This is a genomic window from Streptococcus sp. KHUD_017 (assembly GCF_054861245.1).
Genome location: NZ_CM142175.1, coordinates 1,283,567 through 1,305,005 on the forward strand (window position 1 = coordinate 1,283,567; position 21,439 = coordinate 1,305,005).

Consider the following 21,439-nt stretch of genomic DNA (forward strand, 5'->3'; position numbering starts at 1 on the left):
TTTTTCAAGTCTTGGGTTCAGAAATTCCTAATATTTCTTGAATTTCAGTAAGCGTGAGACTTCCACGAGATTCTGTGCCATCTAATACTTCTGAAACTAGATTCTTTTTCTGTTCTTGCAACTCTTGAATCTTCTCTTCGATAGTGCCTCGAGTTACAAGTCGATAAACCTCAACGGCTTGCTCTTGCCCCATACGATGAGCCCTACCAATAGCCTGTGATTCGACAGCTGGATTCCACCATAAATCTACCAGTATAACGGTATCTGCACCAGTAAGATTGAGACCAACCCCTCCAGCCTTGAGAGAGATTAAGAATACATCGCGCTCACCTTGGTTAAAAGCTTTGGTCATTTCTTGTCGTTCTTGCGAAGGGGTTGAACCTGTAATCTTAAAGGAGGTTAAGCCCAGCTGAGGTAACTCTTCTTCAATTTGGTCCAGCATACCTCTAAATTGCGAGAAGATGAGCACACGATGATTTCCTTCCGCAATTTGGCTCAGTAAACCACGTAAACTATCAAGCTTCCCGCTCTCACCCTTATAATCCTCCATGAATAAGGCAGGAGTATCACAAATCTGACGAAGACGCATGAGACCCGTTAAAATTTCTACACGATTTCGTTGAAATTCTGACTCAGTCACTTGACCCAAGCGTTCTTGCATCTGTTGCAGTTGAGCTAGATAAATCGCCTTTTGCTCATCCTCCAGTTCATTCTTATAAACCACTTCAATCAAATCAGGTAGCTCAGTAAGGACATCCCCTTTTTTCCGACGCATCACAAATGGTTTAATAAACTGAGCAACTCTATCGGCTGGTAATTTCATAAAGTCTTTTTTTGCTGGTAGAAGCCCTGGCAAGACAATTTGAAAGATAGACCATAATTCCCCTAGATTATTTTCAATCGGTGTTCCAGAGAGAGCAAAAACTGATGGAACCACAAACTTTCTCAAAATCTTAGCAATTTTTGTTTGGGCATTTTTCATCACTTGGGCTTCATCTAAAAATAGAAAGTCAAAAGACATCTGCTTATATACGTCACTATCCTGACGGAAAGTAGCATAACTCGTCAGATAAATCTGATGATTTTCTGCTAAAACAGTCTCACGATAAGGTTTCAATCCATGTACAACAGCTACATCTATATCCGGTACAAATTTTTCAAATTCATCAGCCCAGTTATAAATCAAACCAGATGGAGCAAGAATTAAGACACGGCTATCATCTTGAAGCTGGCTACTTAGAAAAGCGATGGCTTGCAAGGTCTTGCCAAGCCCCATATCATCTGCTAAAATTCCACCAAATCCATAATGGTGAAGCATTTGAAGCCATTGAATTCCCTTTTTCTGATAGTCTCTGAGTTCTGCTTTGATATTCAGAGGTTTCATTGGAAAATCTTCTGGATGCGTCAAATCATATGCCAAATGTCGGAATTCTTCAGTAAATGTAACTTGGTCCTGGTCCTTAAATAGATAGGAAAGAGTATAAGCTAAAGATTTGCGGGCATGGAAAGAATCGCTCTCTATCTCTTCAATTCCTAAGTCCTCTAAATCCTGGCGAATACGCTTGGTCTGTTCATCGAAATAATAAACCTGATTAGAGGAGCTGATATAATAATCTTGCTTTGCGACTAAGGCTTTCATCGCTCGATCGATTTCTTCTTGATCAATATCCTGAAAATCAAATTGAATTTCTAAAAGACTTCCCTTCGAAGATATCTGAACTTGAGGCTTCTGAACCTGATAAAGTTCTTGTAAGCTCTCAGAAATTTTTAATTCTCCAAGCGCTGCAAAGGCTGGTAAAACTTCCTGAAAGAAAGCATGGACACCTTCTGCTTTTAGACTTTGACGCCACGATTGAAAATCCGCTTCAAATCCTGCTGATAGAGCCAATTGAAAAATCTGTTTCTCTAGTTGAATATCACTAGCAAAAGGGAGGTTCTCCAGTTCATTACGGTTCCTAACTAAGCAGGTTTCATACTGAAACTGCATATCTAGACGAATTGAACCATCTTCTTCTCGTTCCATGTAGAAAGAAGGACGGAAAGAGTGGATTTGAAGACCATCAGGAATAGCAACTGTTCCAAGGTTTTTAAAGCGTGATAAGGTTGATGCTAAGCGATCTCGATCGCTAGAGTCAAATTGTAAAATCTTTTTGCCACTACTGTCCAAAGGCACTTTTCTTAATGTATCTAACAAGTCGGCCTGTTCTTTTGACAAGAGATAAAAAGTTCCTTTTGAGAATAGTACTTGTCCTCTATAAAAGAAATTGATTCCTGCCCGTTCAAAAATTTCCATCTCATAATAGTTTGATTTTTCTTCAATCCCAAAAGAAAACAAGCCTGCTTGACCATCAAAATCTTGGAAAAGGAGTTCATGGTAATTTGAAATCTGATGATCAAATTGAAACACATCTAAGCCCATCAAGAGACTAACCCCTTGCTCAAAAAGAGACTTAGGAAAATAGAGGTGTCGTCCTTGATTTGGGAAAAAAATAGTGTACTCAACCTTCTCGTCAACCAAACCTAGTAAGAAATTCAAGACTTCCTGGCTGCCTTTATCAAAGTGCTCAAATCTTAAAGAAGTCTCGTAACTTTTTCCTATCATGTAAGGTTTGTTAGCCTCTATAACTTTTAAGAAAAGAGGGATATCTCTAATCACATAAAACTTTTCTTGCTGAGAAAGACCAACCCTTAAAGTCCAGACAATGCGATTGGTTCCTGCTTCCACCTGTCCTTGAGCAGAAAGTTGGTATTTGTCAGTCTGACTTGGAAGTTGGATAGATTCTAAAAATTTTCCTCCAATAGTTACCTGTGTCTCAACAGTCTCTTTCTCTTCCTGATTTGCCTCCAAGTTGAGCAAGATTTTCTGTCCTAGCTGGTCGTTTTTAAAGTAAGTTTCCAGTGCTGCCAAATGAACACAGTAACCTCTTTTTTTGAAAAAATCACATGCACAAAAAATTAAATCATCATCCAAACTATAGCGAATTTCTTCATCAGCTACACGCGCATAGATACGATGGTCTTGTTCCTTAACGATTTCAATCTTACCAGTTTCGTAGAGTTCTACTCCCTCCATCCGAAGCTTCCCTGGAATCAATTTAGCCATAGTTTCCCCTTTACTTTATCTCTTAATTATACCATATTTCTGCCTATGAAAATAGCCTTCTAGGAAGACTTTTCTCCTAAAAGGCTAGTTTTTATTTATTTGAAAAAGTAACCAGTATTCGTTGACAGACTTCTTCCAAAATAGATGTTGGCATGGCTACATTGAGACGAGCGTGGAGGGCTCCTTCTTCACCAAAGTCCAAGCCTCTGTTCAGGATGACTTTGGCTTCGTCTCTTAAGAGCCTTCTTAACTCTTCATCGCTAATATCATAGGCTGAAAAATCAAGCCAAATGAGATAGGTCCCTTGAGGTTTCATGACCTTGATTTTAGTTTCTTTACCAAATACATCCACTACATAATTGATGTGTTTCTCAATCAGTTCTTTGAGTTCTGTCAACCAATCTTCACCATATCGATAGGCAGTTTCTGTTGCTAAATATCCCAAACCTGAGATTTCATGTTGATTATTAGCCAGCTGGCGTTTTTGGAAAGCAAGTCTCAACTTTGGATTCTCGATAATAGCGTAGGAATTTTTTGTTCCCGCAATATTAAAGGTCTTAGTTGCACTGCTTAAAATTAGTGAAAATTCTTTAAAATCATCATTTACCGTATTAAATGACTGGTGTTTATGTCCAAATAAGGCTAAATCTTGGTGAATCTCATCAGATACCAGCAAAACTCCATGTTTTTGGCACAGTTGTCCAATCTTTTCCAAGACTTCTTTCTCCCAAACCCGTCCACCAGGATTATGAGGATTACAAAGAACATAAAGTTTCACATCCTCTTCGACAAATTCTTTCTCTAATTGATCAAAGTCAATCTCAAAGAGTCCATCTTTTTCCACTAGAGAATTGGTGATCAATCTACGATTATTGAGCTTAATGCTCCGAGCAAAAGGTGGATATACGGGAGTGTTAATGAGCACTGCTTCACCCTCTTTGGTAAAGGCTTGAATGGCTGTTGAAATGGCTGGTACTACTCCTTCGATAAAGACTAGGGAATCCTTATCAAAGCGATAACCATGGTGTTTTTCCTCCCAGTTTTGAACGGCTTCAATCAAGCCATCACTAGCATAGGTATAGCCATAGACTAATTGCTCAGCATAGTAATGGACAGTCTGACGAATCTCAGGTAAGACTTCAAAGTCCATATCAGCAATCCAGGCCGGCAATACTTGACGGTCAGTCTCTGCTTCTTTCCATTTGTAGGTATGATGTCCAAAACGATTGGGCAAAGTCGTAAAATCATATTTCCCCATAGTCTTATCCTTCCAAAGCTTGACGCAAATCTTCAATCAAGTCCCTAGCATCCTCAATACCAATAGACAAGCGTAAAAGGTCATCTGTTAATCCATAAGAATGACGAACCTCTGCAGGAATGTCTGCATGGGTTTGAGTGGTTGGGTAGGTAATCAGACTTTCTACACCACCCAGACTTTCAGCAAAAGAGAATACTTTCAAAGTGTTTAAGATATGAGGGATACGCTTCTCATCTGCTACTTTAAAGGAAATCATTCCCCCGCGACCTGTATACAAGACTTCTTTGACTGCAGGTGATTGTTCCAAAAAGGCTACGATTTCTTGAGCATTAGCTGTTGAGCGCTCCATACGAAGTGACAAAGTTTTAAGTCCGCGAATCAATTGATAACTATCAAATGGTGACAAAACAGCCCCTGTCGTGTTGAGATTGTAAAAGAGTTTTTCGTACAAATCAGCATTATCTGTCACAACTACACCGGCTAGAACATCATTATGGCCTGCAAGGTATTTTGTCGCTGAATGAAGGACAATATCAGCTCCTTCTTCTATCGGGCGTTGGTAAATAGGGCTGTAGAAGGTATTATCCACCACAACTGTCGCCCCTTTAGCATGAGCTAACTTTGATAATTTTTCAATATCAAATTCCAACATCAAAGGGTTGGTTGGTGTTTCGATATAAAGTACATCCACATCCTTTTCTAGCTCGGCAATTAGCTCTTCTTCTGTGTTGGCATAGGTAAAGTGGAATCGTCCTTCCTGCTCCACTTGATTGAACCAGCGGAAAGAACCACCGTAAAGGTCACGGACAGCTAAAACCTTGCTTCCTACTGGAAAAACGCTAAAGGCTAACACAATCGCAGACATACCTGAACTAGTCGCCAAAGCATACTTGGCTGATTCAATAGCTGCCAAAACTTCCTCTGCCTTGCTACGAGTTGGGTTTTTGGTGCGGGTATAGTCAAATCCAGTTGATTGACCAAATTCTGGATGTTGATAGGTCGTTGAAAAGTGAATAGGTGTAACCAAAGCACCTGTTGCCTCATCAGACTTGATGCCTGCTTGGGCTAAAATTGTGTTGATGTGAAATGATTTGCTCATACTTTACCTCCAAATCTATAGTAACTATTGTACCACTTATTTTGGATCCTTCGTTTTCTTGTTTTCAAGAGCTAGTTATAGTTTCAAACTATACAAAAACGATAGCTTCCTTAGAAACTATCGTTTTTCCTGTTGAATAGACTGATTATTTAACGTGTTTAGCAAAATCTTCTTGGGCTTTTTTATTAGATTCTTCTTTTTCTTTCAGCCATTTTTGTCTAGCTTCTTCATACTCAGCTGTTGTGACAATCTTATCTTGCAATTTCACGTATTTGTAGGATTCAACACCCTTATTACCAGCTTGAGAGAAGGCGGCAGAGAATGGAACTGTTTTTCTCAATGTAGGTGTTCCACCTTTAGAAACGTTTGGAATTGCTAGAGAGCTATCCACCAACCAAGCTTGTGCTTCAGCGTATTTATCATAACGTTTGTTCAAATCTTGTTCAGCATTGGCTTCTTCCAACATCTTAGTATAGGTATCCAAACCAACTGCAGTTGCTTTAGCATTGCTTTCTCCTGGTTCCAAACCGAGGTTTTGTAGTGAGCCACCACTTGTTAAGCTAAGAGTATCGAGGTAAGTTGATGGGTCTTGGTAGTCTGGTCCCCAACCACCGTTATAAAGGTCATAGTCTTTTTGTGCAGCTGTATTCGCTAGATAACCAATACTATCCATTTCCTCAGTAGTCAGCATTTGAATATCGATAACGACATTATCTGCACCTAGAACAGATTCAATAGACTGTTTGAAAGAACTTGCCTCTAACACCCCCTTCTTAAAGGTTTGGTCAACCGGTAAATCCAGGTGAATTGGGAATTGAACACCTTTGGCTTCCAATTCTTTCTTGGCTTGAGCAAAGACTTCTTTGGCCTTGTCGGCATTGTAGTAAGCATCTTGGGCATCAGCGAAGTTCATATTTTGCCATACTTGACCGTAATTGACCATCTTAGAAGCTACGACATCACCAAAATCTTTACCATCAAGTGTTACAAATGATGGTGGAACGAGCAAGTTTCTGATAATCTTAGTTGCTCCTTCTTCCCCTTGAGATTGCGCACCATAAGCAGTACGGTCATAGGCAAAGTTGATAGCCTGACGGAATGATTTATTCAAAACTGCTTCTTGTTGGGCTGTCTTTTCAGCATCAGTTGTTTTTGAAGTATGGTTATAAGATTGTCTATCTAGGTTAAAGTTATAATAGTAGGATGTCGCATCTTGCATGCTGTAAATAATATTATCTTTATTCTTTTCCTTAATTCCTTCAAAGCTCGAACTATTTGGATAGAGACGTGCGTAGCTGTAAACTCCTTCCATGAAGTTACGTGCCAAGGCATCTTGGTCGCTTCCATCGTAGTAAGTCAACTTCACTTCATCTACGAATACATTTTTTGCATCCCAGTAATTTGGATTTTTCTTGTATTCCATGACAGATTTAGATGTGAATGATTTGAGAATAAATGGACCATTATACAAGATATTTGCTGGATCCACTTTACCAAAATCATCCCCTTTTGAGTTCAAGAAGTCTGCATTTACTGGGAACAGAATAGTCGCAGTTGTTTTTGAGTTCCAGTAAGTTTCTGGGTGAGTCAAGGTATATTGAACAGTTTGGTCGTCAATAGCCTTTACACCAACTGTTGAAAAGTCAGTTGTTTTTCCGTTGATATAGTCATCCAAGCCAGCAACAGAATCTTGCACTAGATAGAGAGCTTCAGATTTTTTATCCGCAGCATATTTCAAACCAGTTACAAAATCTTGTGCTGTCACTGGTGCATACTCTTCACCATCTGCTGTATACCATTTGGCGTCCTTACGAAGTTTGTAAGTATAAGTCAAACCATCTTGGGAAACTGTCCAATCCTCAGCTAATGAAGGAATGTAGTTCCCGTATTGGTCATTTTCCATCAAACCGTCTACCAAGTTTGTCACAACATCACCTGTTGTTGCACGATTCTCTAAGAGATAGTTTAGACTAGATGGATCGCTACTGTATACATAATTATATGTTTTAGTAGAACTAGCTGAGTTGCTACAAGCCGCCAATAGCAGACCTGCACTTAGGACAACGCCTGCTAACGTCAGATATTTTGCCTTAGACTTTTTCATAAACAGAACCTCCAAATTTAAATATTTGTATCATTATACAGCTATTGTTTTTTTTAGTCAAGTGATTTTATCTAATTTTTACCAAATTATAGATTTTTTTCTACTAATTTTATATTTTATCCTATTTTTTAAATAAAAAATGAACAATTTAAACTTTTTCGGATAGAAAAGTTCAAATTATTCATTTTATTTATAAATTTTTATGATAATTTTAATCGTGCTCGTAACTGATTTGCTTTTTCCTGTCCAATAACCTTATCCAAGAGACGAGTATAGAGACACATAACTCCGTAAAGCCCGCCACCGATTGTACCAATTAAGGCGACATATAGGAAACTCCAGAAACGTCCAGTTGGTTGGAAGACAAATCCAATAATCCATTGCAAGAGTCCTACTAGAATAAACATAACTAGAGTCAAAATAGTAACTAAGATTATTCTCTTCAGAATAATCTTTCGGCGAACACCTGTAATCTGACAGATCTCGCGATACATTAAAACAATTGGAATGATAAGTCCGATGGTCGTTGAAATGAGAGGACCATAGCTATGGAAAATCGCTATTGATGGTATTTGTAAGACGAGCTTGGCAATGGAACCGTAGAAAAAGTAAAGGATTGCCTTGCGGTTACGGAACATAGCCTGAAGCATTGGTGACAAGACCATGTACAAGCCTAGAATTGTTGATTGCAAGACCGCAAAGATAAATAAGCCCATAGCCAAGCCATCTGGCTTACCGTAAAAGACTGTATAGAGTGGTTCTCCTACCATAACTACTCCAACTGTTGCAGGTAATAGGAATAGGAAGAGCATGGTGATACTATCTTGCACCAAGCGAGAAGCTGCTGGTAAATCACCCTTTACATAGTTCTCAGTCAAGAGAGGCAAACCAACGCTACCGATTGATACTCCAACCGAAATCAAAATCATAGTGATTTTATTCGGATTGGCAGAGAAATAAGAGAACATGACAACAAGATCTTCATTACTATAGTTGGTAAACCACTTCATGCTATTGATGAAAGTCATCTGGTCCAAGATTTGGAAAAGCTGAATGGCAGAACCAGTTATGATAAAAGGAATAGCTTCCTTAATCGTATCAATTAGAAGACTCTTACTATCAATCTTATCTCGTGTTTCAAAAACTTTTTGGAGCAATCCTTCCTTATAAAGGAAATAAAGCAAGACTGCAAAACTAGCTACCATTCCCACAAAAGCAGCAAAAGTTGATTGGGTAACCGCTGATAGATAATCTTTTGAACCGAGCTTCATGATGATAAAGGTTGCTAAGAGCATCCAAATCACACGGATAACCTGCTCAGCAATTTGACTCATGGCATAAGGTTTAAGATTATTCATCCCTTGGAAAAATCCACGGATAACACTCATAGACGGGAAAATCAAGACAGCCCAAGCTAAACTCTGCATAATGGGAATCAAGTCCTTACCGACACCCGAAAGATCCGCTAACCAAGGCGCAAAGAGATATAAGATCAAAGCAAAGGCAAGTCCCAATACCGTCATAAAGCCTAGGAAACTCCGAATCAGGGCAAAACTATGCTCTTCCTCATGCATGGTATTGTATTTAGCGACCTGCTTAGCAACTGCAACTGGAATACCTGCTGTCGAAATCAACAAGAACCAGGCGTAGATATTATACCCCATGGTAAAGAGACCGTTAGCCGTTGCAGCATAAGTCCCCATCCAGATATACCAGGGAATAATGTAAATAGCCCCGAGCAAGCGACTGATAAAGTTACTAGCTGTAAGCCAGGCAGTCCCGCGTAACATCTGGGCCTGCTGATGATTATTTTCGTTAGACATAACTTCCTCATTCATTTTTAATAACTAGGAAATGTTCCTTACCTTCCATTATAAACTTTTCCTTGTTACTTGTAAAATTCAGACTTTCAGTTTACAATAGAAAGTATGATAAAGATTGAAACCGTATTAAATATTTTGAAGAAAGACGATCTCTTCCGTGAGATTATCGACCAAGGACATTACCATTATTATTACAGTGATGTCGTTTTTGATAGCATCTGCTATGATAGCCGAAAAGCAAAAGATAATAGCCTCTTTTTTGTCAAAGGAGCTGCTTTTAAGAAGGAATTTCTTCTTTCGGCAATCTCACAAGGACTCGGTTGGTATGTAGCCGAGCAGGACTACGAAGTAGGCATTCCTGTTATTGTCGTTAGCGATATTAAGAAGGCCATGAGTTTGATTGCCATGGAGTTTTATGGCAACCCTCAGGAGAAATTAAAATTACTTGCTTTCACTGGTACTAAAGGAAAAACTACGGCAGCTTACTTCGCTTACAATATCTTAAATCAGCAACATCGTCCAGCTATGTTATCAACTATGAATACGACTTTGGACGGAAAAACTTTCTTCAAATCTACTCTGACAACACCTGAAAGCATCGATCTCTTTGACATGATGGCCCAGGCTGTTAAGAATGGAAGAAGCCACCTTATTATGGAAGTTTCCAGTCAAGCCTACTTGGTGAAACGAGTCTACGGCCTCACTTTTGATGTAGGAGTGTTCCTCAATATCAGTCCTGACCATATTGGTCCTATTGAGCATCCAACCTTTGAAGACTACTTCTACCATAAACGTCTCTTGATGAAAAATAGCCGAGCAGTTGTCATTAATAGCGATATGGACCACTTCTCTGTCTTAAAAGAACAAGTAGAAAATCAAGAACATGACTTCTACGGTAGCAAATCTGATAACCAAATCGAGAACTCTAAAGCCTTTAGCTTCTCAGCTACTGGTAAATTAGCTGGCGATTATGATATCCAGTTGATTGGACATTTTAACCAAGAAAATGCCGTGGCTGCTGGACTTGCCTGCCTTCGTTTAGGTGCTAGTCTTGAAGACATTAAAAAAGGGATTGCTACAACACGCGTTCCTGGCCGTATGGAAGTTCTCACTCAGAAAAATGGCGCAAAAGTTTTCATCGACTACGCCCATAATGGTGATAGCTTGAAGAAATTGATCTCAGTCGTTGAAACACATCAGACTGGAAAGATTGCTTTAGTACTCGGATCAACAGGAAACAAGGGAGAAAGCCGTCGCAAGGACTTTGGACTTCTCCTCAATCAACATCCTGAAATTCAAGTATTCCTTACGGCTGACGATCCAAACTATGAAGATCCGATGGCCATTGCAGATGAAATTAGTAGCTACATCCATCGTCCTGTTGAAAAAATTGCTGACCGTGAGCAAGCTATCAAAACTGCGATGTCAGTTACAAGTCAAGAACTGGATGCGGTCATTATCGCTGGTAAAGGAGCTGACTGCTACCAAATCATCAACGGGATAAAGGAGGACTATCCTGGAGATGCAGCCGTCGCAGAACGTTATCTATAGTATATTTAAAGAAGGCTAGGAAATTCCTAGCCTTCTTCTATTATTTTATAAAGATGAGTCTTTCCTTATCAAATTCTACAGCTAACTCATATTTCCCATCTTCATTTTGAACAATATAACCTAACAAGACTAAACTATCAACAAAGATATCACGACGTTTCTGCATAAGCTGGTCTTTTTTGAGAAATTTGAGCAAAAATGTTGTCATGTACTTGAGAGCATACTCAGGATTGACATCCCCTAAAATTTCATACAGTCTCTGCTGTTCTTCCGTCAGTGGATACTGGAACTTGACCTTGTAAAAGTAATTAGACAAGGTCATCTTTTCCCTTGCAAAATCGGTGTGCTCTTCTAGGATAGCTGCATTTGTTTGATTGCGCAATACAGTTTGAAAATGTTTCTCCAGGATTTCTTGATAGATGGGGCTATCATCCCTCACAAAGACTTCTTGGTCTAGTTCAAGAGATTCTGTAGATTCTAGAAAGGGAAGATTGAGATAATAGCGTTTGTTTTCTCTCAAAATCAAACCCGCTTTAATATATTCCTCCAAATACTTGTCAACTAGAACCTCTGGAAACTTAGCTTTAATTTCGCGTAGAATAACTTCATCATGCTGATCAAGATAGTCCACCAAGTCCCTAAAAAATGGCTGTCGCGTTAAGCGAGATGGATTAAAAATCTGAATCATGAAGATTCCTTTCTTTACATACTAAAAGTGGAGAGGCTGCCAACTGACTGGGATTGGTCCCCGGCTGGTTCAGAGGCACAGGAAGTTCGAGTTTCTGGTAATACTCCCTCCAAAAATCACTGATTTCCTGTATATTATCCCCAAATTTCATGGGAATGGTCTCAGAGGATTTCTGCTACAAACTGGGAGCAATAGAAACCATCTCCATCTGGGTAAAAGGAAGCATTGTAGGGAGCCCCTAGAAAGCTCTCTGCCAGCCTTTTGACTTCTTTATGATTAAGCTTCGCATAGCAATAAAGGTCATAGACTTTTCCAGCTTCAAAGAAGTTCTCAGAAGCCTGAGCAAGGACGCCAACTTCCACCGTAGCATGATAGACCTGTCCGTCCAAAAAGATGGCCACATGGCTATAGTGACCAGTAGATTCCTGGATGGCCTGTCCTATATCCGAATCATCTTTCACAAAAATTAAATCGCCATTTTCTAACATACTTCTCTCCTAGCAAAAAAGGAGCCGAAACTCCTTTTTAACAATGGGCTTTCCCATCTATGATTATGCATTAAAGCTTTCAGTCAATTGTGGTACCACTTGTTTCTTACGTGAAACAGCACCTGGAAGGAAAGCGTGGTTGTTTTCAAGTTTGAAGTTGAAAGCTGCTTCTACCTTGTCCATATTAGCACCAAGAGCCAAAATTTCTGAGTTTGAGTTGACAATATCAGTAATCATCAAGACAAAGTCAGAGTAGCCGTTAGCTGCATTTGTGGCTTGGATAGCTGCTTCGATTTCAGATTGGCGTTCCAAGACTTCAGCAATATCAACTGTGTTCACTTGAGCCACACGAACATTGTTTCCGTTGAGTTCAAATGTCTTAGCATCGATATCAATCAATTCTTCAGCAGATTTGCTTGCCAAGTTTGTACCAGCCTTGAGCATGGCAAGACCGTATTCTTCCAAGTTCACACCAGCCAATTCAGCCAATTCAGGAGCAATGACTTTATCTGATGGGTGAGTGGTTGGTGATTTCAAAAGAAGGGTATCTGAAATCAAACCTGATAGCATCAAACCTGCGATTTCTTTTGGAACAGCTACACCATGTTCTTTGAACATGCGGTAAACGATAGATGATGCGGATCCAACTGGTTCCAAACGCATGTAAAGTGGGCTTGCAGTTTCAAAGTTAGCCACACGGTGGTGGTCCACCACACCGTAAACTTCTACTTCAGCGATATCTGAAACAGATTGTTGGAATTCATTGTGGTCTGTTAAGATGACTTGTTCTGCACCTTCTGCTTTAGCAGATGTGATCACGCGCGGTGCGTCTACACCAAAATAGTTCAAGACGAAAGCTGTTTCTTCATTTGGAGTTCCAAGAGCCACCGCTTCTGTGTCCAAACCGTATGCTTCTTTTGCAAGATAAGCAAAAGCTACAGATGAACCAATAGCATCTGAGTCTGGATTTTGGTGACCAAATACTAGAATCTTAGACATGATAATACCTCGTTTCTTTATTCTCTTTATTGTAGCATTTTTTTCAATTTTTGACAAAAATAAGAGGAGCCAAAGGACTCCTCATTACATATCAAAAGCATCGACTAAATTCTTATTTTGACACTCTTTGAGATAATGTTCTTTTTGCATGCGTGTCTTGCGCTTGAAAAGAGCTTCAGCAGACATGGCCTCTTCCTTGCTGTCAAAACCTTCTGCAAAGATGAGTTTTACTGGCAAACGAGCGCGTGTATACTTGGCACCTTTACCGCTATTATGCACGGCGATTCGTTTCTTCACATCTGTTGTATAGCCTGTATAGTAGGAACCATCACGGCACTCTACCACATACATATAAGCCTTATGATCCATAGTAAATCTTTTGAATTTCTGGTGTATAAGTACCATCACTATTATGAACAATGAGTGGTGGTAAAACCTTAAAGCCACTAGTGGAGCCGTCCTTGATAGCTTCAATCAAAAGCATATTAGCTTCCTTCTCCCGTTTAGGATAAACAAATTGCAGACGTTTTGGAGCCAGATTATGCTGTTGGAGCGTATCTAAGATATCTAATAATCGATCAGGACGATGAACCATTGCCAAACGTCCATTTGATTTGAGAATACTCTGGGCACTACGACAGATTTCCTTAAGATTGGTTGTAATTTCATGCCGAGCTAAAAGGTAATGCTCACTTTCGTTCAGATTAGAATTTGGATCCACTTTAAAATAAGGCGGATTGCATAAAATCAAATCAACCTTGCTCCCCTGAATGTGACTAGGCATATTCTTCAAATCATCACAGATGACCTGCATCTGTCCGTCCAGCCCATTTAAACGCACTGAGCGTTCAGCCATATCAGCAAGACGTTCCTGAATTTCTACAGATAGAATTTTAGCCTTGGTCCGGCTACTGGCAAACAGTCCAACAGCTCCATTGCCCGCACAGAAATCTACTATCAAACCATTTTTCGGGAAACGAGGGAAACGCGACAGGAGAACACTATCCACTGAATAGCTGAAAACCTCTCTATTTTGAATAATCTTGATATCTGTAGAGAAGAGTTGATTAATGCGCTCTCCTGATTTTAATAATTGTTCTTCGTTCATACTTCTATTATAGCAAAATATAATAACATCACAATGATTTGAGGGATATCAATTACTGTTTTTCTTTAAATGTTCCAAGGCTTCTCTTGTCCAAACAGGCATCATGCGACCAAGCGGCGCGAATCCATGTTTGATGCGATCATTCGAAAAACGTCTCCGTCTAGGAAGTTGATGTTTTTCTTCTTCCAAGGTACGAATGGAAAGGCTAGCCTTCCCTGTATATTCGTCAAAATCTACTACTTGTACCTGGACTTCATCACCGATTTTTAAAACCTCGTAAATATTTTCGATAAATCCTGTCCGAATCTCCGAAATATGAATTAGGCCTGTCACTCCTGTTTCTAACTCAACAAAAGCTCCATAGGGCTGAATCCCAGTAATACGGCCATTTAGCTTATCACCGATTTTCATTTTAGTCCTCAATTTCAATAGTTTCAATTACGACATCTTCAACTGGCTTGTCCATTGCACCTGTTTCGACACCTGCAATTGCATCCAGAACTTCATAAGAAGCTTCATCCGCAAGTTGACCGAATACAGTATGACGACGGTCTAGGTGAGGAGTTCCACCTTGTTCTGCATAAATCTCCGCAATTGGCTCTGGCCAACCACCACGAGCGATTTCTTTCTTAGAATATGGCAAGTGTTGATTCTGCACGATAAAGAACTGGCTACCATTTGTATTTGGCCCAGCATTAGCCATAGAAAGTGCTCCACGGACATTGTAAAGTTCTTCTGAAAACTCATCCTCAAATGACTCACCATAGATAGATTCACCACCCATACCGGTTCCAGTTGGGTCTCCACCTTGAATCATAAAATCTTTAATAATACGGTGGAAAATCACACCGTCATAGTAACCATCTTTTGACAGAGCAATAAAGTTGGCTACTGTTTTTGGTGCGTGATTAGGGAAAAGTTTGATACGCATATCCCCATGATTTGTCTTAATAGTCGCAATTGGACCTTCTACTGCTTCAATGTCTACTTGTGGAAAATGTAATTCTTTTTCTACCATACCGAATCCTTCTAAGGCATCAAAGATGCCATCTTCTTCTAATGTTTTTGTAATATAATCTGCTTTTTCTTTTATTTTGTCATGAGAAACACCCATGGCAATACTAATACCTGCATAATCAAAGAGTTCTAAATCGTTAAGTCCGTCCCCAAAAACCATCACATTTTCAGGTTTAAGACCTAATTGGTCTACCACTTTGGCAACTCCAGCTGCTTTAGAACCGGAAATCGGCACAACATCTGATGAATGTTCATGCCAACGTACCATACGTAAAGTCGATGCTAAAGCATCAGGCAATCTCAGGTCATCTCCCAGGTCCTCAAAGGTCCACATCTGATAAATATCTTCTTTTTGGTAAAAATCAGGGTCCACCTCTAAATCAGGATAAATCGGGTCAATCGCCTGGCTAATCATCTCTGTTCGCCTTGATAGTTTAGCAGCATAACTTCCCACCAAACCATAATCAATCCCAACTTCTTTGGTCCAAGTAATATACTCTTCAACCTTATCTTTAGCAATTTTGTTACTATAAATGACATTGCCCTTTTTGTCCTCAATATAAGCACCATTCAAGGTTACAAAGAAATCAGGTTTGAGGGCTTTAATCTCTGGGACGACACCAAAAATACCTCGACCAGTCGCAATTCCTGTCAAGATTCCTTTTTCGCGTAATTGTTTAAAAATCGTTGGAATAGTGCTTGGAATAAAGCCAGTCTTTGAATTTCGTAAAGTATCATCTATATCAAAAAAGATAATCTTAATCTTCTTAGCCTTGTATCTTAACTTGGCATCCATTATAATACCTCCTTCAATTCACTCTTTCCATTATACCATAAAGTAGAGAAATCCCACATCCCCAATAAAATCCTTGTCTCTTATCCGAATTCCTTTACTAGATACAAAACCAAATCATCATTATTTTGGCTAGTTGCATTTATTTCCAAAGGTTGATTTCGATACCAGACACCTGTCCCATCTGGAATGTAGCCCCGTCTGATATACAATCTCTGGGCAGGGCCATAGCCTAAGTGCAAACCTACACCAAGAGTGAGCTTACTCGAAACAAACTTGACTCGTTGTTCTGCTTCTTCTAGCAGTTGATTCCCAATCCCTTGATTTCGAAAAGGCTCAAACACATTAAAATCTGATAATTCTGGATAGACTTCTGCAAAAGGACCATGTTTAGCAGAGGGCAAAATGGTAACGTAGCCCGCTACAACACCATCAATCTCTGCAACTAAGACTTCTCTCTCCCCCCTTTCCTGTTCCAGAAAATATCTAGCCAAAATTTCCTCTCTACCAGGCCAACCCTGATTGATAAAACCTTGGGAGAGGTGTTTGATATCCGATTCAATCATTTTTCTAATAAAAGCGTTTCCCTTCATAAGATACTCCTTTAGAATTACTACTATCATTATAGCACGTTTTAGAGAAAGAAAAAAACAGCCGGATCTTGACTCGCTGAGCTCATGAAAAAGTGGGGCACCGGACCTCAACTCGCTCTCACATTACAATTCTCGTAAAAAAAAAAAGACCCAACCGGGTCTTAATTCGCTTTCTTATTTCCGAGCACATGAAAAAGTGGGCCACTAGACCTGAAAAAAAGACCCAACCGGGTCTTAATTCGCTTTCTTATTTTCAAGCTCATGAAAAAGAGGTCCCCCGGACCTCTTTTTTAATCTTCGTTTACGAAAGGCATCAAAGCCATTACGCGAGCGCGTTTGATAGCTGTTGTTACTTTACGTTGGTTTTTAGCTGAAGTTCCAGTTACACGACGTGGAAGGATTTTCCCACGTTCTGAAACGAAACGGCTAAGAAGCTCAGTATCTTTGTAATCAACATATTCAATTTTGTTTGCTGCGATGTAATCAACTTTTTTACGGCGTTTGAATCCGCCACGACGTTGTTGAGCCATGTTTTTTCTCCTTTATAGTATTAATTGTCCATTAGAATGGTAAATCATCATCTGAAATATCCAAAGGATTGGTTGATCCAAATGGATTTTCATCACGTGAAAAGTCTGGTACTGAATTTGTAGGTGCTGCATGACTAGCAGTTGGTGCAGAATAAGCTCCACCACTTTGTCCTTCACGAGCACTACGGCTTTCCAACATTTGGAAATTCTCAGCTACGACTTCTGTCACGTAGACACGTTGTCCTTGCTGGTTATCGTAACTACGAGTCTGAATTCGACCTGTAATCCCGACAAGAGAGCCTTTTTTAGCCCAGTTAGCAAGATTTTCAGCCTGTTGGCGCCACATAACGACATTGATAAAATCAGCCTCACGTTCGCCATTTTGACTCTTGAATGTACGGTTTACTGCAAGAGTAAAAGTCGCAACTGCTACATTTGATGGGGTATAACGTAACTCAGCGTCACGTGTCATACGCCCTACAAGTACAACATTGTTAATCATAATCTACCTTCTTACGCGTCAAGTTTGACGATCATGTGACGAAGAATGTCAGCGTTGATTTTTGAAAGACGGTCAAACTCTTTAAGAGCTGCGTCATCGTTTGCTTCAACGTTAACGATGTGGTAAAGTCCTTCACGGAAATCTTGGATTTCGTATGCAAGACGACGTTTTTCCCAATCTTTTGATTCAACAACAGTTGCACCGTTGTCAGTCAAGATAGAGTCAAAACGTGCTACCAAAGCGTTTTTCGCTTCTTCTTCAATGTTTGGACGAATGATATAAAGAATTTCGTATTTAGCCATTGATATGTTCCTCCTTTTGGTCTAATGACCCCAAGCCTTTGCAAGGGGTAAGTGAGGTTTGCTCACAATAAACTATTATACTAGAAAAAAGTTTTTTTCGCAAGCTTAAAGTAAGTTATATTTTTCTTTTTAGAGTTTTTTTGCAGAAGTTTTTGTAATTTCATCTACGAGAATATTTTCATCCTCGAATTTCTTTTTCAACGATGAAAGGTCAATGCTTCCCTCAATTTGTACTTCAATAACAATTTTACCATCCTTACGTGGAATGTTAACAGTGTGAGAGATATTAAGATTTTCCTCAACGATTAAAGAAACAATCTTACCTAAAACTCCAACTTCATTTTCTGTGATAAAACGAACACGGATTCCCTCTTCACCATAACCAGCGATTTCAAGAAAGGCACTGAATACATCACGATCTGTAATGACTCCATACAATTGTCCGTTGTCAACAACTGGCAAAATACCAATCTTATTTTTAAGCATGAGATAAGTTGCATCTTCTAAACTTGCATAGCCTGAGACAGTAACAACATCTCGAATCATGACGTCTTTTACTTTTGTCTTATTAAGTAGATAATTCATCTCGAAGATTGAAAGACTAGTCGCTTTTGAAGGACTAGCTTCAGCGATTGTCCCTTCTGTTACCAAGCCTACTAATTTATCATTCTCAATAACAGGGAGACGGTGCAAGCCTTGTTCGCGCATCAAATCTGCTGCGTGTGCAACAGTTGTATCAGGACTGATATAAACGACCTTGCGTGTCATAAAATCTTTAACTGCCATAGGAAATCTCCTTTATGTTTATAGTTTTATTATACACTTTTTACGGAAAGCTATCAAACGCTTTCATTTCTTTTTCAAGATTCAGAAAAATCTGAACGACTTTACGAAAAAGAGCTCAACTTAGAGCCCTTAATCTTATACTTATGTAGATTGTATGATTGCTTTGCAATCTTTATCCGCCGACTAAAAAGGTCCCCCAGACTAGATGTTAATTGCTGACGCAATTTTTATCCGCCGACTAAAAAGGTCCCCCAGACCTTTTTAGCCACCTAGATATGCTTTTCTGACTTCGTCTGATGCTGCGAGTTCTTTTCCTGTTCCTGATAGGACAATCTTTCCTGTCTCAAGAACATATCCTCGGTCAGCGATAGCTAGTGCTTTATTAGCATTTTGCTCAATCAAGAGAACTGTTGTTCCTTGTTTTTGAATATCTTGGATGATATCAAAAATTTCTTGGATAAAAATCGGAGCAAGTCCCATTGATGGTTCATCTAATAAAAGAAGTTTAGGCGTTGACATGAGTGCACGTCCCATGGCAAGCATCTGCTGTTCTCCACCAGATAGAGTAGCCGCATCTTGGTTTTTACGTTCTTCCAAACGAGGGAAACGAGAGAAGACTTTCTTCAAATTTGCTTGATTCTCTTCACGATTTTTCTTAAGAAAAGCTCCCATCTCCAAGTTTTCCATAACAGTCAAACCAGAGAAAACATGACGTCCTTCTGGAACTTGTGAAAGACCTGATGCCACAATCTTCTGTGCAGGCATTTTTTGGATTTCTTGTCCCAAAAATTCAATCTTACCAGAACTTGGACGTACAAGGCCTGATAATGTTCGAAGAATAGTAGTTTTACCAGCACCGTTGGCACCGATAAGTGAAACAACTTCCCCTTCATTAACTTCAAAGCTCACATCACGTACAGCTTGAATCATACCGTAGTGAACTGAGAGGTTTTCAACTTTTAACATAGACATCAGGCTTCACCTCCAAGATAAGCTTCGATAACACGTTTATTGCTCTTGATTTCATCTGGTGTCCCATGAGCAATCAAACGACCGTACTCTAGAACATAGATTCGCTCCGTAACTTCCATAACCAAGTTCATATCATGTTCAATCAGCATGATGGTGATCTTGAATTCATCCTTAATGCGACGGATCAACTTAGTCAATTCTGCAGTCTCTTGGGGATTCATACCAGCTGCAGGCTCATCCAAGAAAAGAATTTTAGGTTCTGTAGCAAGAGCACGAACAATTTCCAAACGACGTTGTTGGCCATAGGCTAAGTTTTTAGCTAAGGTTTCAGCATCACCATCTAAATCAAAGATTTTTAGTAATTCTAAGGCTTTAGCTTTTAATTCTTTTTCATTCTTATAAAAAGCTGGTAAGCGCAAGAAACTTGCAAAAACATGTTGTTTGTGATGGTTACTAAATGCAATAAGAACGTTATCCAAAACTGTCAAGTCTTTAAAGAGGCGGATGTTTTGGAAGGTACGTCCTAAACCAAGAGCGGCAATTTTATAGGGTTGCTTGCCATTTAATAAGTGACCATCCAAGGTTACTGTTCCTTCGCTTGGTTCATAAACTCCTGTCAGCAAGTTGAAGAGAGTTGTTTTCCCAGCTCCGTTAGGTCCAATCAAGCCAACAAGTTCACCTTCGTTCAATTCAAGAGTGACATCCCCAACAGCAGTCAGGCCACCAAAATGCTTGGTTAACTGTTTTACTTCAAGTAATGCCATTAGTTTTGTCCCTCCTTCTTACCTTTTTTAAAGAGTCTTGATAGACTCAATTCCCATGTTCCTAGAAGGCCTCCTGGTCTGAAGATCATAACAAGTACCAAGGCCAAAGCATAGATAATCATACGAACGCTGGCCACGTCTTGAAGAAGCATGTTCAAAATACCAAGAACAATCGCAGCAACAATTGCTCCTGTAATTGATCCCAAACCACCAAATACAACGATAATTAAAACGTTGATAGAATTGATAAAGCTATAATCCTTAGGCACAACAGAACCGATAAATCCTGCTTGAAGGGAACCTGCAATACTTGCAGTCATAGCTCCAAAGACAAATGCGATAATTTTGATTTTTGTTGTATTGACCCCGACAGATTCAGCTGCAATTTCATCTTCACGAACAGACAAGGTTAAACGACCGATTGGACTACGAAGGAAATTCAGCGTTGCAATCGTTGTAATCACGGAAAAAATGTATACCATTTGCCAATTAGTAAAGTTTGGAATACCAAGGATACCAGCAGCTCCATTTGTTAGGCTACCACCATTGACAATCAAGATACGAATAATCTCAGCAACCCCAAGTGTCGCAACTGCAAGGTAGTCCCCCTTCAAACGAAGGGTAGGAATTCCAACGACCAAAGCAACCAAACCAGCAATGATAGCACCAAGCAACATAGCTCCAAAAAAGGCACCATAAGTTGGAGATTTAGAACCAATAATGGCTGCTGCATAGGCACCGATAGCCATGAACCCAGCATGTCCAAGAGAAAATTGACCAGAAAAACCAACAATAAGGTTAAGTCCTACTGCAAGAATAATATTGATACCGATTTGTTCTAGAATCTGAATATGGAAAAGGTTTAAAATACCAAACGAAACTAATAAGCTAATCACACCATATCCAAGCAACAAAAGGAGCAACCAGAGAATATTAACTTTTAAATTTTCTTTCATTGT

Annotated in this window: 20 protein-coding genes and 1 pseudogene; 1 reads left to right on the plus strand and 20 read right to left on the minus strand. The window is 39.5% G+C overall.

The features are described 5' to 3' along the window. Positions 1–4: 4 nt before the first annotated feature. From ACVAMZ_RS06355 to ACVAMZ_RS06375, 5 genes are all read right to left on the minus strand, one after another. A complete protein-coding gene (locus ACVAMZ_RS06355; protein ID WP_461684364.1) occupies positions 5–3,103 on the minus strand; it encodes a DEAD/DEAH box helicase in 3,099 nt (1,032 codons plus the stop codon). Positions 3,104–3,194: 91 nt separating this feature from the next. Then, positions 3,195–4,361 (minus strand): MalY/PatB family protein, encoded by a 1,167-nt coding sequence (locus ACVAMZ_RS06360; protein WP_461684365.1) that lies wholly within the window; start codon positions 4,359–4,361, stop codon positions 3,195–3,197. A gap of 4 nt (positions 4,362–4,365) precedes the next feature. After that, positions 4,366–5,460 carry a cystathionine gamma-synthase gene (locus tag ACVAMZ_RS06365; protein WP_254724380.1) on the minus strand — a complete coding sequence of 365 codons (1,095 nt, stop codon included), beginning with the start codon at positions 5,458–5,460 and terminating at the stop codon, positions 4,366–4,368. A 145-nt stretch (positions 5,461–5,605) separates the two neighbouring features. Next, positions 5,606–7,564, minus strand: coding sequence for a peptide ABC transporter substrate-binding protein (locus tag ACVAMZ_RS06370; protein WP_461684366.1), 1,959 nt, complete (start codon positions 7,562–7,564; stop codon positions 5,606–5,608). Between the two features lie 200 nt (positions 7,565–7,764). Continuing rightward, entirely contained in the window at positions 7,765–9,387 is a 1,623-nt protein-coding gene (locus ACVAMZ_RS06375; RefSeq protein ID WP_461684367.1) for a putative polysaccharide biosynthesis protein, read from the minus strand. Between the two features lie 105 nt (positions 9,388–9,492). On the opposite strand from ACVAMZ_RS06375, the gene ACVAMZ_RS06380 reads away from it, so the two are divergent. After that, entirely contained in the window at positions 9,493–10,938 is a 1,446-nt protein-coding gene (locus tag ACVAMZ_RS06380; protein ID WP_461684368.1) for a UDP-N-acetylmuramoyl-L-alanyl-D-glutamate--L-lysine ligase, read from the plus strand. 40 nt (positions 10,939–10,978) lie between these two features. On the opposite strand, the gene ACVAMZ_RS06385 is transcribed toward ACVAMZ_RS06380, so the two are convergent. From ACVAMZ_RS06385 to ACVAMZ_RS06455, 15 genes and pseudogenes are all read right to left on the minus strand, one after another. After that, positions 10,979–11,626 carry a DUF1803 domain-containing protein gene (locus tag ACVAMZ_RS06385; protein ID WP_461684369.1) on the minus strand — a complete coding sequence of 216 codons (648 nt, stop codon included), beginning with the start codon at positions 11,624–11,626 and terminating at the stop codon, positions 10,979–10,981. Next, a pseudogene (locus ACVAMZ_RS06390) lies at positions 11,610–12,114 on the minus strand (YiiX/YebB-like N1pC/P60 family cysteine hydrolase). The gene ACVAMZ_RS06385 and the pseudogene ACVAMZ_RS06390 overlap by 17 nt, the downstream one beginning before the upstream one ends. A 63-nt stretch (positions 12,115–12,177) precedes the next feature. Continuing rightward, a complete protein-coding gene (locus ACVAMZ_RS06395; RefSeq protein WP_461684370.1) occupies positions 12,178–13,113 on the minus strand; it encodes a manganese-dependent inorganic pyrophosphatase in 936 nt (311 codons plus the stop codon). 84 nt (positions 13,114–13,197) lie between these two features. Next, positions 13,198–13,482: a GIY-YIG nuclease family protein gene (locus ACVAMZ_RS06400; protein ID WP_004252384.1), complete on the minus strand. Its 285-nt coding sequence runs from the start codon at positions 13,480–13,482 to the stop codon at positions 13,198–13,200. After that, the gene (locus ACVAMZ_RS06405; RefSeq protein WP_461684371.1) at positions 13,472–14,221 is read right to left on the minus strand and encodes a tRNA1(Val) (adenine(37)-N6)-methyltransferase; all 750 of its coding nucleotides are present in this window, start codon (positions 14,219–14,221) and stop codon (positions 13,472–13,474) included. Before ACVAMZ_RS06405 ends, ACVAMZ_RS06400 begins: the two co-directional genes overlap by 11 nt. A gap of 48 nt (positions 14,222–14,269) precedes the next feature. Further along, on the minus strand, positions 14,270–14,632 hold the full coding sequence (locus ACVAMZ_RS06410) for a S1 RNA-binding domain-containing protein (RefSeq protein ID WP_004252382.1): 363 nt from the start codon (positions 14,630–14,632) through the stop codon (positions 14,270–14,272). Between the two features lies 1 nt (position 14,633). Further along, positions 14,634–16,034: a bifunctional Cof-type HAD-IIB family hydrolase/peptidylprolyl isomerase gene (locus ACVAMZ_RS06415; protein ID WP_461684372.1), complete on the minus strand. Its 1,401-nt coding sequence runs from the start codon at positions 16,032–16,034 to the stop codon at positions 14,634–14,636. Between the two features lie 80 nt (positions 16,035–16,114). Further along, positions 16,115–16,624 carry a GNAT family N-acetyltransferase gene (locus ACVAMZ_RS06420; RefSeq protein ID WP_461684373.1) on the minus strand — a complete coding sequence of 170 codons (510 nt, stop codon included), beginning with the start codon at positions 16,622–16,624 and terminating at the stop codon, positions 16,115–16,117. 290 nt (positions 16,625–16,914) lie between these two features. Further along, positions 16,915–17,154, minus strand: coding sequence for a 30S ribosomal protein S18 (gene rpsR / locus ACVAMZ_RS06425; RefSeq protein WP_000068664.1), 240 nt, complete (start codon positions 17,152–17,154; stop codon positions 16,915–16,917). A gap of 31 nt (positions 17,155–17,185) precedes the next feature. Further along, on the minus strand, positions 17,186–17,656 hold the full coding sequence (locus ACVAMZ_RS06430; protein WP_036755226.1) for a single-stranded DNA-binding protein: 471 nt from the start codon (positions 17,654–17,656) through the stop codon (positions 17,186–17,188). An 11-nt stretch (positions 17,657–17,667) separates the two neighbouring features. Continuing rightward, positions 17,668–17,958, minus strand: a complete 291-nt coding sequence (gene rpsF, locus ACVAMZ_RS06435; protein ID WP_002896497.1) for a 30S ribosomal protein S6 — start codon at positions 17,956–17,958, stop codon at positions 17,668–17,670. A gap of 129 nt (positions 17,959–18,087) precedes the next feature. Then, positions 18,088–18,744, minus strand: a complete 657-nt coding sequence (locus ACVAMZ_RS06440) for a CBS domain-containing protein (RefSeq protein ID WP_006148127.1) — start codon at positions 18,742–18,744, stop codon at positions 18,088–18,090. A 261-nt stretch (positions 18,745–19,005) separates the two neighbouring features. Then, positions 19,006–19,716: an ABC transporter ATP-binding protein gene (locus tag ACVAMZ_RS06445; protein ID WP_075228228.1), complete on the minus strand. Its 711-nt coding sequence runs from the start codon at positions 19,714–19,716 to the stop codon at positions 19,006–19,008. Continuing rightward, complete coding sequence (locus tag ACVAMZ_RS06450) at positions 19,716–20,480, minus strand: ABC transporter ATP-binding protein (RefSeq protein ID WP_461684374.1); 765 nt, start codon at positions 20,478–20,480, stop codon at positions 19,716–19,718. The genes ACVAMZ_RS06445 and ACVAMZ_RS06450 overlap by 1 nt, the downstream gene beginning before the upstream one ends. Next, a complete protein-coding gene (locus ACVAMZ_RS06455; protein ID WP_461684375.1) occupies positions 20,480–21,436 on the minus strand; it encodes a branched-chain amino acid ABC transporter permease in 957 nt (318 codons plus the stop codon). Before ACVAMZ_RS06455 ends, ACVAMZ_RS06450 begins: the two co-directional genes overlap by 1 nt. Positions 21,437–21,439 lie beyond the last annotated feature (3 nt).

Coding starts and splice junctions, on each gene's coding strand:
- ACVAMZ_RS06355 (WP_461684364.1), bottom strand. CDS start 3,103: ATGGCTAAATTGATTCCAGGGAAGCTTCGGATGGAGGGAGTAGAACTC.
- ACVAMZ_RS06360 (WP_461684365.1), bottom strand. CDS start 4,361: ATGGGGAAATATGATTTTACGACTTTGCCCAATCGTTTTGGACATCAT.
- ACVAMZ_RS06365 (WP_254724380.1), bottom strand. CDS start 5,460: ATGAGCAAATCATTTCACATCAACACAATTTTAGCCCAAGCAGGCATC.
- ACVAMZ_RS06370 (WP_461684366.1), bottom strand. CDS start 7,564: ATGAAAAAGTCTAAGGCAAAATATCTGACGTTAGCAGGCGTTGTCCTA.
- ACVAMZ_RS06375 (WP_461684367.1), bottom strand. CDS start 9,387: ATGTCTAACGAAAATAATCATCAGCAGGCCCAGATGTTACGCGGGACT.
- ACVAMZ_RS06380 (WP_461684368.1), top strand. CDS start 9,493: ATGATAAAGATTGAAACCGTATTAAATATTTTGAAGAAAGACGATCTC.
- ACVAMZ_RS06385 (WP_461684369.1), bottom strand. CDS start 11,626: ATGATTCAGATTTTTAATCCATCTCGCTTAACGCGACAGCCATTTTTT.
- ACVAMZ_RS06395 (WP_461684370.1), bottom strand. CDS start 13,113: ATGTCTAAGATTCTAGTATTTGGTCACCAAAATCCAGACTCAGATGCT.
- ACVAMZ_RS06400 (WP_004252384.1), bottom strand. CDS start 13,482: ATGGATCATAAGGCTTATATGTATGTGGTAGAGTGCCGTGATGGTTCC.
- ACVAMZ_RS06405 (WP_461684371.1), bottom strand. CDS start 14,221: ATGAACGAAGAACAATTATTAAAATCAGGAGAGCGCATTAATCAACTC.
- ACVAMZ_RS06410 (WP_004252382.1), bottom strand. CDS start 14,632: ATGAAAATCGGTGATAAGCTAAATGGCCGTATTACTGGGATTCAGCCC.
- ACVAMZ_RS06415 (WP_461684372.1), bottom strand. CDS start 16,034: ATGGATGCCAAGTTAAGATACAAGGCTAAGAAGATTAAGATTATCTTT.
- ACVAMZ_RS06420 (WP_461684373.1), bottom strand. CDS start 16,624: ATGAAGGGAAACGCTTTTATTAGAAAAATGATTGAATCGGATATCAAA.
- rpsR (WP_000068664.1), bottom strand. CDS start 17,154: ATGGCTCAACAACGTCGTGGCGGATTCAAACGCCGTAAAAAAGTTGAT.
- ACVAMZ_RS06430 (WP_036755226.1), bottom strand. CDS start 17,656: ATGATTAACAATGTTGTACTTGTAGGGCGTATGACACGTGACGCTGAG.
- rpsF (WP_002896497.1), bottom strand. CDS start 17,958: ATGGCTAAATACGAAATTCTTTATATCATTCGTCCAAACATTGAAGAA.
- ACVAMZ_RS06440 (WP_006148127.1), bottom strand. CDS start 18,744: ATGGCAGTTAAAGATTTTATGACACGCAAGGTCGTTTATATCAGTCCT.
- ACVAMZ_RS06445 (WP_075228228.1), bottom strand. CDS start 19,716: ATGTCTATGTTAAAAGTTGAAAACCTCTCAGTTCACTACGGTATGATT.
- ACVAMZ_RS06450 (WP_461684374.1), bottom strand. CDS start 20,480: ATGGCATTACTTGAAGTAAAACAGTTAACCAAGCATTTTGGTGGCCTG.
- ACVAMZ_RS06455 (WP_461684375.1), bottom strand. CDS start 21,436: ATGAAAGAAAATTTAAAAGTTAATATTCTCTGGTTGCTCCTTTTGTTG.